This window comes from Pseudomonas sp. GZD-222 (genome assembly GCF_049310525.1).
In the GTDB taxonomy this organism is placed as follows: domain Bacteria; phylum Pseudomonadota; class Gammaproteobacteria; order Pseudomonadales; family Pseudomonadaceae; genus Aquipseudomonas.
The window spans coordinates 1-8,439 of the sequence record NZ_JBMOWO010000057.1; the positions used below are offsets into that span (position 1 = coordinate 1).

The 8,439-nt window shown below is 63.4% G+C and carries 8 protein-coding genes; 5 read left to right on the plus strand and 3 right to left on the minus strand.

Translation table 11 applies throughout. The features are described 5' to 3' along the window. The first annotated feature begins 83 nt into the window (after positions 1-83). Both ACO6VD_RS10765 and ACO6VD_RS10770 read left to right on the plus strand, forming a co-directional pair. Positions 84-605: a methylated-DNA--[protein]-cysteine S-methyltransferase gene (locus ACO6VD_RS10765; RefSeq protein ID WP_422418910.1), complete on the plus strand. Its 522-nt coding sequence runs from the start codon at positions 84-86 to the stop codon at positions 603-605. After that, on the plus strand, positions 602-865 hold the full coding sequence (locus tag ACO6VD_RS10770; protein WP_422418912.1) for an Ada metal-binding domain-containing protein: 264 nt from the start codon (positions 602-604) through the stop codon (positions 863-865). Before ACO6VD_RS10765 ends, ACO6VD_RS10770 begins: the two co-directional genes overlap by 4 nt. Before the next feature lie 85 nt (positions 866-950). On the opposite strand, the gene dsdC is transcribed toward ACO6VD_RS10770, so the two are convergent. Together dsdC and dsdA are read right to left on the minus strand one after the other, a co-directional pair. Beyond that, positions 951-1,883, minus strand: coding sequence for a DNA-binding transcriptional regulator DsdC (dsdC, locus tag ACO6VD_RS10775; RefSeq protein ID WP_422418914.1), 933 nt, complete (start codon positions 1,881-1,883; stop codon positions 951-953). A gap of 2 nt (positions 1,884-1,885) precedes the next feature. Beyond that, a complete protein-coding gene (gene dsdA / locus ACO6VD_RS10780) occupies positions 1,886-3,238 on the minus strand; it encodes a D-serine ammonia-lyase (RefSeq protein WP_422418917.1) in 1,353 nt (450 codons plus the stop codon). Positions 3,239-3,415: 177 nt separating this feature from the next. On the opposite strand from dsdA, the gene fusA reads away from it, so the two are divergent. Both fusA and ACO6VD_RS10790 read left to right on the plus strand, forming a co-directional pair. Then, positions 3,416-5,521: an elongation factor G gene (gene fusA, locus ACO6VD_RS10785; protein WP_422418918.1), complete on the plus strand. Its 2,106-nt coding sequence runs from the start codon at positions 3,416-3,418 to the stop codon at positions 5,519-5,521. A gap of 155 nt (positions 5,522-5,676) precedes the next feature. Continuing rightward, the gene (locus ACO6VD_RS10790; protein WP_422418920.1) at positions 5,677-6,396 is read left to right on the plus strand and encodes a GNAT family N-acetyltransferase; all 720 of its coding nucleotides are present in this window, start codon (positions 5,677-5,679) and stop codon (positions 6,394-6,396) included. Here the strand turns inward: ACO6VD_RS10790 and ACO6VD_RS10795 are convergent. Continuing rightward, positions 6,393-7,286 carry a LysR family transcriptional regulator gene (locus tag ACO6VD_RS10795; RefSeq protein ID WP_422418922.1) on the minus strand — a complete coding sequence of 298 codons (894 nt, stop codon included), beginning with the start codon at positions 7,284-7,286 and terminating at the stop codon, positions 6,393-6,395. The genes ACO6VD_RS10790 and ACO6VD_RS10795 overlap by 4 nt on opposite strands. A gap of 111 nt (positions 7,287-7,397) precedes the next feature. Between ACO6VD_RS10795 and argC the strand changes: the two genes are divergently transcribed. Further along, positions 7,398-8,330 carry an N-acetyl-gamma-glutamyl-phosphate reductase gene (argC, locus tag ACO6VD_RS10800; protein WP_422418924.1) on the plus strand — a complete coding sequence of 311 codons (933 nt, stop codon included), beginning with the start codon at positions 7,398-7,400 and terminating at the stop codon, positions 8,328-8,330. Positions 8,331-8,439: the final 109 nt, after the last annotated feature.

Here is an 8,439-nt window from a genome sequence, read left to right on the forward strand (position 1 = left end):
TGTTCTACAGGGTGAGGGTCCGACGCGCGGCGTTCCTCAGCTGCACCCCCCCGCTCCCACCGAGTGTCTTTGAGGATTGCAACATGCCGGTCTGTGAGCTTCAGCTTGAGCGCATCGCCCTGCCAGCGCCAATCGGCCTGGTACTGATCGTCAGTGATGGCCGCAAGCTGGTGGGTCTGGAGTTCGACGAGCCCGAGAAGCGTCTGCTGAAACTGCTGCACACACGCTTCGGCGCGGCGCTGGTACTGCGTGAAACGACAGGTCTGACACCGTTCAGCGCTCCAGTTCAGGACTACTTTGCCGGCGACTTGCACGCCCTCGACAAACTGCCTGTGGACGCAGGCGGCACGGCGTTTCAACAGCGCGTCTGGGCGGCGCTATGCCAAATCCCGGTAGGCACCACCCGCACCTACGGCCAGATTGCCACGATGATCGCCAGCCCCACGGCAGCACGTGCGGTGGGACTGGCCAATGCGTTGAACCCGGTGAGCCTGGCCATCCCCTGCCATCGGCTGATCGGCAGTACGGGTGCGCTGACCGGCTATGGCGGCGGTATCGAACGCAAGCGCTGGTTGCTGGCGCACGAACGCCGGGTGTGCGCATGAGCAATGGGCCCTGGCGTTTGTTAGGTGCCGATGGCGTCGAGTATCTGAGCGAACAACCTGGGCAGTTTGGCGGGCATAGGCGCAGCAAGATCTATGGGCGCCTGGATTGCCCGGGGGCGTTGCGGGCTATTGCTCGCGGTGGTTATGTGAAGCATCGGGTGTTTTTTCTTGATGCCGAGGCGGCCCGTGCGGCGGGGTATCGGCCTTGTGCGGGGTGTATGCGTGAGGCGTACCTTCAGTGGAAACTAGGGGGCCGCTGACGCGGCCCATCGCGGCGGTCCGGCGCCCCGGTAAATCCGCTCCTACAAGGGAGCCGGCGATCGAGCGCGAAGCGCTCGCAATCTCTCAGCCCACGCACTCACGCAACCACTCGACCATCACCCGCACCCGCATCGGCAGCGGCTCACGTGGTGGATGCACGAGGTAGTAACCCTGTCCGGCAGACGGTTCGAAGTCCCCCAACGGCAAGATCAGCAAACCCTGATCAATCAGCGGCTGGATCAATTGCCGACGGCCCATGGCCACGCCCACGTGATTGCTCGCAGCAAGCGCACACAGATCAGCACGGTCGAATGTCATCCCGCCGCTCGGCAAGTATGCCTGCGCCTCGTGCAAGCGCGCCCAGCGCTGCCACTCGGCGTCGAACGCCGCATGCTCCCAGGCCAGGGCATCATGCAACAGGGTGCACTGCTGCAAGCGCTGCGGCGCACCGATCAAACCATGGCGCTCGGCATACTGGCGACTGCACACCGGTGCCACCTGTTCGGTCATCAGCAACTCGCTGGCAAGCCCCGGAAACTCGCCATCACCATAGAGCAGCGCGAGGTCGATGTGGCGGGCGCGAAAATCCACCGGCTCGTTACCGGTGCGAACATCCAGGCTGATCTGCGGATAATGCTGGTGGAAGTCCGCCAATCGCGGCACCAGCCAGCACTGGGTAATGGACGGCCGGGCGTACAGCGTCAGCGCGCCGCTGACGGTAGCGGTCGAGTCCGGTTGCAGAGCGTCTTCAAGGTCTTCCAGCAGCCCCTGTACCAGCCGATACAGCCGCTCACCCTCTGCGGTCAGGCGTATCTGCCGGGTAAGGCGCTCGAACAGGCGCAGTTCCAGCGCCTGTTCGAGGCGGGCGATACGATGGCTGACGGCACTCGGCGTCAGGCACAGTTCTTCTGCCGCCAGGGTAAAGCTCAAGTGCCGTGCGGCCACGGCAAAGGTGTGCAGGTTGGCAAACTGCGCTCCGGTCAGGCGTGCGCCAAAGCGTGGTGGCAGGTTGAGCATGCTCACTGCCCGGCCAGCTCGACCCGGCCCTTGGCCAGGTAAGCGTCCATTTCTTCGCGCGGCACCATGCTGCCGCCGGTACCCCAGACCAGATGGGTGGCCTGGACCATGTGCGTCTCTGTCAGCCCAAGACGCTGACGATAGCCCTGCTGTTCCTGCAGAACCCGGACCATACCCGGCACGCCGGCCAACGCCGAAGGTTCCAGCTCATGCCCCTCGCACGCCTGCAACTGTGCCAGCAAGCGGTACAAGGTCGAGTCGTCCACGGTGTAGTAACCATCGATCAGGCGCTGCATCGCGCGTCCGACAAATCCCGAAGGCCGTCCCACCGCCAGGCCGTCGGCGGCGGTCTGGTTGTCGATACCGAAGTCATACACTGAGACGCCATCGTGCAACCCGGTGTACACCCCGAGGAACATGCACGGCGAATGGGTCGGTTCGGCGAACAGGCAGTGCACCGCATCACCGAACACCAGCTTCAGGCCAAACGCCACGCCGCCAGGGCCACCGCCGACGCCGCAAGGCAGATAGACAAATAAAGGATGCTCGGCGTCCACCGCAATGCCCTGCTGCGCCAACTGGCGCTGCAGGCGCTCGGCCGCCACGGCATACCCGAGAAACAGGTTGCGCGAATTCTCGTCATCGACGAAATGGCACTGTGGATCGGCCTCGGCCTCCCGGCGCCCCTGCTCCACCGCCACGCTGTAGTCGGCGCTGTACTCACGGACTTCGACGCCATGGGCACGCAAGCGGTCCTTCTTCCACTGCCGGGCGTCAGCCGACATGTGCACCGTGGCCTTGAAGCCCAGGCGCGCACTGATGATGCCGATCGACAGGCCGAGGTTGCCGGTAGACCCCACGGCGATGCTGTATTGGCCAAAGAATGCCCGCGCCGCTTCACTGTCGAGCTTGGCGTAGTCATCGCCCGGCTGCAGCAAACCGCCAGCCAGCGCCAGGTCTTCAGCATGCTTGAGCACTTCATAGATGCCGCCACGGGCTTTGATCGAACCAGAGATCGGCAGCAGGTTATCGGCCTTGAGCCACAACGCACCGCTTTGCGGCAGTTGATGCTCGGCGCGCAACACCCCGTGCAGGGCCGGCAGTGGCAGCAAGGGCGACTCGATGATGCCGTTGCTGGCCGCCGTTTCGGCAAAGGCCGACTGGATGAACGGCGCGAAACGCTGCAAACGCTCGCTGGCCTCACGCACGTCCTGCTGACTCAGCGGAACATCCCCCAGGGCCTGCGCGCTCGGTGCAAGCTGCGGGTTGAACCAGCTGGTTGGGCGCAACGCCACCAGGTCGGCGATCAGTGGATGAGTCTGGCACCAGGCGGTGACGGTCTTTTCCAGCGGCATTGTGCTACTCCATTGGCAAGCGGATAGAACGATTAAGCGTCAGGCGCCGGGTGCATTACAACCGATGGTTGTTCAGGCCATGGATGATCCCGGTTCAACCGTGCAGACCGGCTCACTTCTGCTACCTTGGGAGAACCCTCTTCATCGTCTGACGCACTCTCGTACAGGTGACCCATCATGGCGCGCACCACCCCCATCGAGCTGTACCGCAACATCGGCATCGTCGCCCATGTTGACGCTGGCAAAACCACCACCACCGAACGCATCCTGTTCTACACCGGGGTCAACCACAAGATGGGCGAGGTGCACGACGGCGCCGCGACCATGGACTGGATGGCCCAGGAACAGGAGCGCGGTATCACCATCACCTCCGCCGCCACCACGGCGTTCTGGCAGGGCTCGACCAAGCAGTTCCCCAGCAAGTACCGCTTCAACATCATCGACACCCCCGGCCACGTCGACTTCACCATCGAGGTGGAACGTTCGTTGCGCGTGCTCGACGGTGCGGTGGTGGTGTTCAGCGGCGCCGATGGCGTGGAACCGCAATCGGAAACGGTCTGGCGCCAGGCCAACAAGTACCACGTGCCGCGCATGGCCTACGTCAACAAGATGGACCGCCAGGGCGCCGACTTCCTGCGCGTGGTCAAGCAGATCGACAAACGCCTGGGCCACCACCCGGTGCCGATCCAGCTGGCCATCGGCGCCGAGGAAAACTTCAAAGGTCAGATCGACCTGGTAAAGATGAAGGCCATCTTCTGGAACGAAGATGACCAGGGCACCACTTATCGCGAAGAAGAGATCCCGGCCGACATGCTCGAGCTTGCCAATGAATGGCGCGCGCACATGATCGAAGCCGCTGCCGAAGCCAATGACGAATTCATGGAGCTCTATCTCAACGGCCAGGAACTGAGCAACGAGCAGATCAAGGCCGGCCTGCGCAAACGCACCCTGGCCAATGAAATTGTCCCGGCCATCTGCGGCTCGTCGTTCAAGAACAAGGGCGTGCCGCTGATGCTCGATGCGGTGATCGACTATTTGCCGGCCCCCTCGGAAATCCCGGCGATCAAAGGCACCGACCCGGATCACGAAGATAAACCCCTGGAACGCCATGCCAAAGACGACGAACCGTTCTCGGCGCTGGCGTTCAAGATCGCCACCGACCCCTTCGTCGGCACCCTGACCTTCGCCCGCGTCTACTCAGGCGTGCTCAGCTCCGGCAACGCCGTGCTCAACTCGGTCAAGGGCAAGAAGGAACGCATCGGCCGCATGGTGCAGATGCACGCCAACCAACGCGCCGAGATCAAGGACGTGTGCGCCGGCGACATCGCCGCGCTGATCGGCATGAAGGACGTCACTACCGGTGACACCCTGTGTGACATCAACCAGCCGATTGTCCTCGAACGCATGGACTTCCCTGACCCGGTGATCTCGGTGGCAGTGGAACCCAAGACCAAGGCCGACCAGGAAAAAATGGGCATCGCCCTGAGCAAGCTGGCCCAGGAGGACCCGTCATTCCGCGTGCGCACCGATGAAGAAACCGCGCAAACCATTATCTCCGGCATGGGCGAGCTGCACCTGGACATCATCGTCGACCGCATGAAGCGCGAGTTCGGGGTCGAGGCCAATATCGGCAAGCCGCAGGTGGCCTATCGCGAGAAAATCCGCAACACCTGCGAGATCGAAGGCAAATTCGTCCGCCAGTCCGGTGGTCGTGGCCAGTACGGCCACTGCTGGATACGTTTTGCACCGGGCGATGAGGGCAAGGAAGGCCTGGAGTTCGTCAACGAAGTGGTCGGTGGCGTGGTGCCGCGCGAGTACATCCCGGCGATCCAGAAAGGCATTGAAGAACAGATGAAAAACGGGGTGCTGGCCGGCTATCCGCTGATCGGTCTGAAGGCCACCGTGTTCGATGGCTCGTACCACGACGTCGACTCCAACGAGATGGCCTTCAAGGTCGCCGCCTCCATGGCCACCAAACAACTGGCGCAAAAAGGCGGCGCGGTGCTGCTGGAGCCGGTGATGAAAGTCGAGGTGGTGACGCCCGAGGAGTACCAGGGCGATATCCTCGGCGACCTGAGCCGACGCCGCGGGCTGATCCAGGAAGGCGAAGACAGCCCGGCCGGCAAGGTGGTGCGCGCCGAGGTGCCGCTGGGCGAGATGTTTGGCTACTCCACGCAGATGCGCTCCATGACCCAGGGCCGTGCCAGCTACACCATGGAGTTCACCAAGTACGCCGAGGCGCCGGCAAGCATCGCCGATGCAATCATCAAAAAGCAGGGGTAACACCCTGTAGCGGATTCACCGGGGCGCCGGACCGCCGCGATGGACTGCGCAGCAGGCCTATCTTTTGGGGCCGCTTCGCGCCCCATCGCGGATGAATCCGCTCCTACAGACCTGTAGACTGGCTCCACGCTTTTTCGTCTGGAGTTCTCCCCCTCATGTTCGCCCTCACCCACTTTGTCGCCCCGCCCGAGGAGTCGATCAAGAGTCAGATCCTGCAAATGGTGGTCGATTATCTGACCGACATCAGTGCGCTCAGCCTGCCCCCCAGCAATCTGCTGTACAACCTTTACCAGTACGGTATCGGCCTTGAAGTCCACCAGTACCTGGAAGCCATGGCCGGATCACGCGGCCTGTCCGTCGAACTGATCGTGGCCGCCGACCCACGCGACCAGACCGTCATCGGCTTTCTGCTGTACCTGCCCGTACAGCATGATGCCGAGGCGTGCACGGTTGCCTACCTTGCCGTGCACAGCAAATACCGCCGCCAGGGCATTGCCAGGGCCATGCTGCAGCAGATGACCGGACGCTACCCGCATGCCGAACTCGCGTGCGCGGTGAACAAGGTGGCCTACTTCGAGGCCATGGGCTTTGCTGTCATCGGCGCGCGCGGGCCGCAGGTGCTGATGAACACCCACGATCATGCCAGTGAGGGTCAGGTGGCGATGCTCGACGTGGCGCCTATCTACCGCACGCTTGAAGTGCAGCAAATTCATACCTACTTGCTCCAGCAACATGGCAAACGGGCCATGGTCGATGCCGAGAAGCAACGCGACCGTCATCTGGACCAGTTGCAGCGCAAAGCCCAGGCCTTTGTCCAGGAGCGCCTGGGTGAACGTGCCTGGCTGCAACGTGGCACCGCCGTGCGCCTGGTCTAGCGGCTGGACTGGGCCGCCAGCTCGACCAGCACCTGCAGGACAAAAGCAGTGCTCTGTTCCACCTGCCCCTGCCGACTGGCGATGCCCAGATGGCGCCACAGCGCCGGACGCAGCGCACGCATGCACAAGCGTGGGTCAGGCTCCGGAGAGCTGGCCTCATGGGGCAACAAGGTAGCACCGTAACCAGCCGCCACCAGGCTCTTGACCGCGTCGTTGTAGTTGAGCTGGATCCGCGCATCCGGCTGCAGGCCCGCCGTGGCGAACCAGTCACTGGTCACCCGCGACAACTGTGTGGTGCTGTCATTCAGGATCAGCGCCCGGCTGGCCAGCCAGGCGGGGGTGATGCGCGACGGTGGCGCCCAGCTGCTGGGAATGAACGCCATGATCGGGTCACGCCGCCAGGGCTGGATCTGCACGCCTTTGACCGCTGCTTGCGGCAGCGCCACCAGCCCCAGGTCCAGGGTACCGTCCTGCAGACGGCCCAGCGATTCACGCGAAGTCAGCACCTGCACCTGCACATCGATGCCGGGATGGCGCACGCCGAGAATATCCAGTGCTTGCGGCAACAAATGGGCAATGGCACCGGTTGACGCCCCCAGGCGCACGCGGCCACTGAGCCCCTGAACCTGGCGTTGCACTTCATCCAGCGCCTGTTCGGCATCGGCCAGCAGCCGGCGCGCGCGTTCAAGCAAGGTTTCACCAATTGCCGTGGGATGGATCTGTCCGCGCTTGCGCGACAGCAGCGGTGCACCGATGCGCGCCTCGAGGTCGGCAATGTGCAGGCTGACCGTCGGTGGTGCCAGGTTGAGGACGCGAGCGGCCTGGGCGAATGAGCCGAGGTCGGCAATCACCACCAGGGTCCGCAGGCGGTCGAGGCTGATTTCACGCATGAGCTTTTATCATTCAGAATTTATGAATGTACTCATCATGATATTCAAATTTTCTTTCGTCCAGATCGGCGCGAGCATAGGCACTCCCAGTCCTGATTCATTGAGAGCACCATGCACCAGCCTCTTGTCTTTATCGATGGCGACCAAGGCACCACCGGCCTGCAGATCCACGCCCGCTTGCACGGACGCGACGACCTGCGTCTGCTGACCCTGCCCGCCAGCGAGCGCAAGGACCCACAGCGTCGCGCCGAAGCGATCAACAGCGCCGACGTGGCCATTTTGTGTTTGCCCGACGACGCGGCAAAGCAAGCGGTGGCGGCGATCGTCAAGCCGAATGTGCGGGTGATCGACGCCAGCTCCGCGCACCGCACCACCCCAGGCTGGGTGTATGGTTTGCCAGAACTCGACGAGCAACAGGCCGAGCGCATCGCCCAGGCCAAGCGGGTGAGCAATCCCGGTTGCTACCCCACCGGCGCCATTGCCTTGTTGCGGCCGTTGGTGGGCGCCGGGTTGGTACCCGCTGATTACCCGCTGACCGTCAATGCGGTGTCAGGTTATTCCGGCGGTGGCCGTGCCGCAGTCGAGCGCCACGAAACACCTGGGGCAGAGTCAACCCAAGGGGTGCTGGTGTACGGCCTGAACCTGGATCACAAGCATGTGCCGGAGATCCAGCAGCATGCCGGCTTGTCCGAGCGGCCGGTGTTCGTGCCCAGCTATGGCAGCTACCGCCAGGGCATTGCCTTGACCATTGCCGTGCAGACGCGCTTGCTGCCGGCGGGAGTGACTGCAGCTCGCCTGCATGAGTGCCTGCGTCAGCATTATCATGGCTCGCGCTACGTACAGGTGGCGGCGCTGGAACATGGCGAGGCCGCGCCAATGCTGGACCCGCAAGCCGTGAATGACAGCAACGATCTGCGCCTGGCGGTGTTTGCCAACGAGGCCCATGGGCAGGTGCTGTTGACCGCCGTGTTCGACAACCTGGGCAAGGGTGCTTCGGGGGCGGCGGTGCAGAACCTGGAGTTGATGCTGGCGGCGATGGCCTGACTCGATGACGCTTCGCGGGGCAAGCCCGCTCCCACCGGGGCTGTGCAGTCTCTGTAGGAGCGGGTTTTCCCCGCCATCGAGCCCCACAGGTGAAAAAGACAAGTATCCC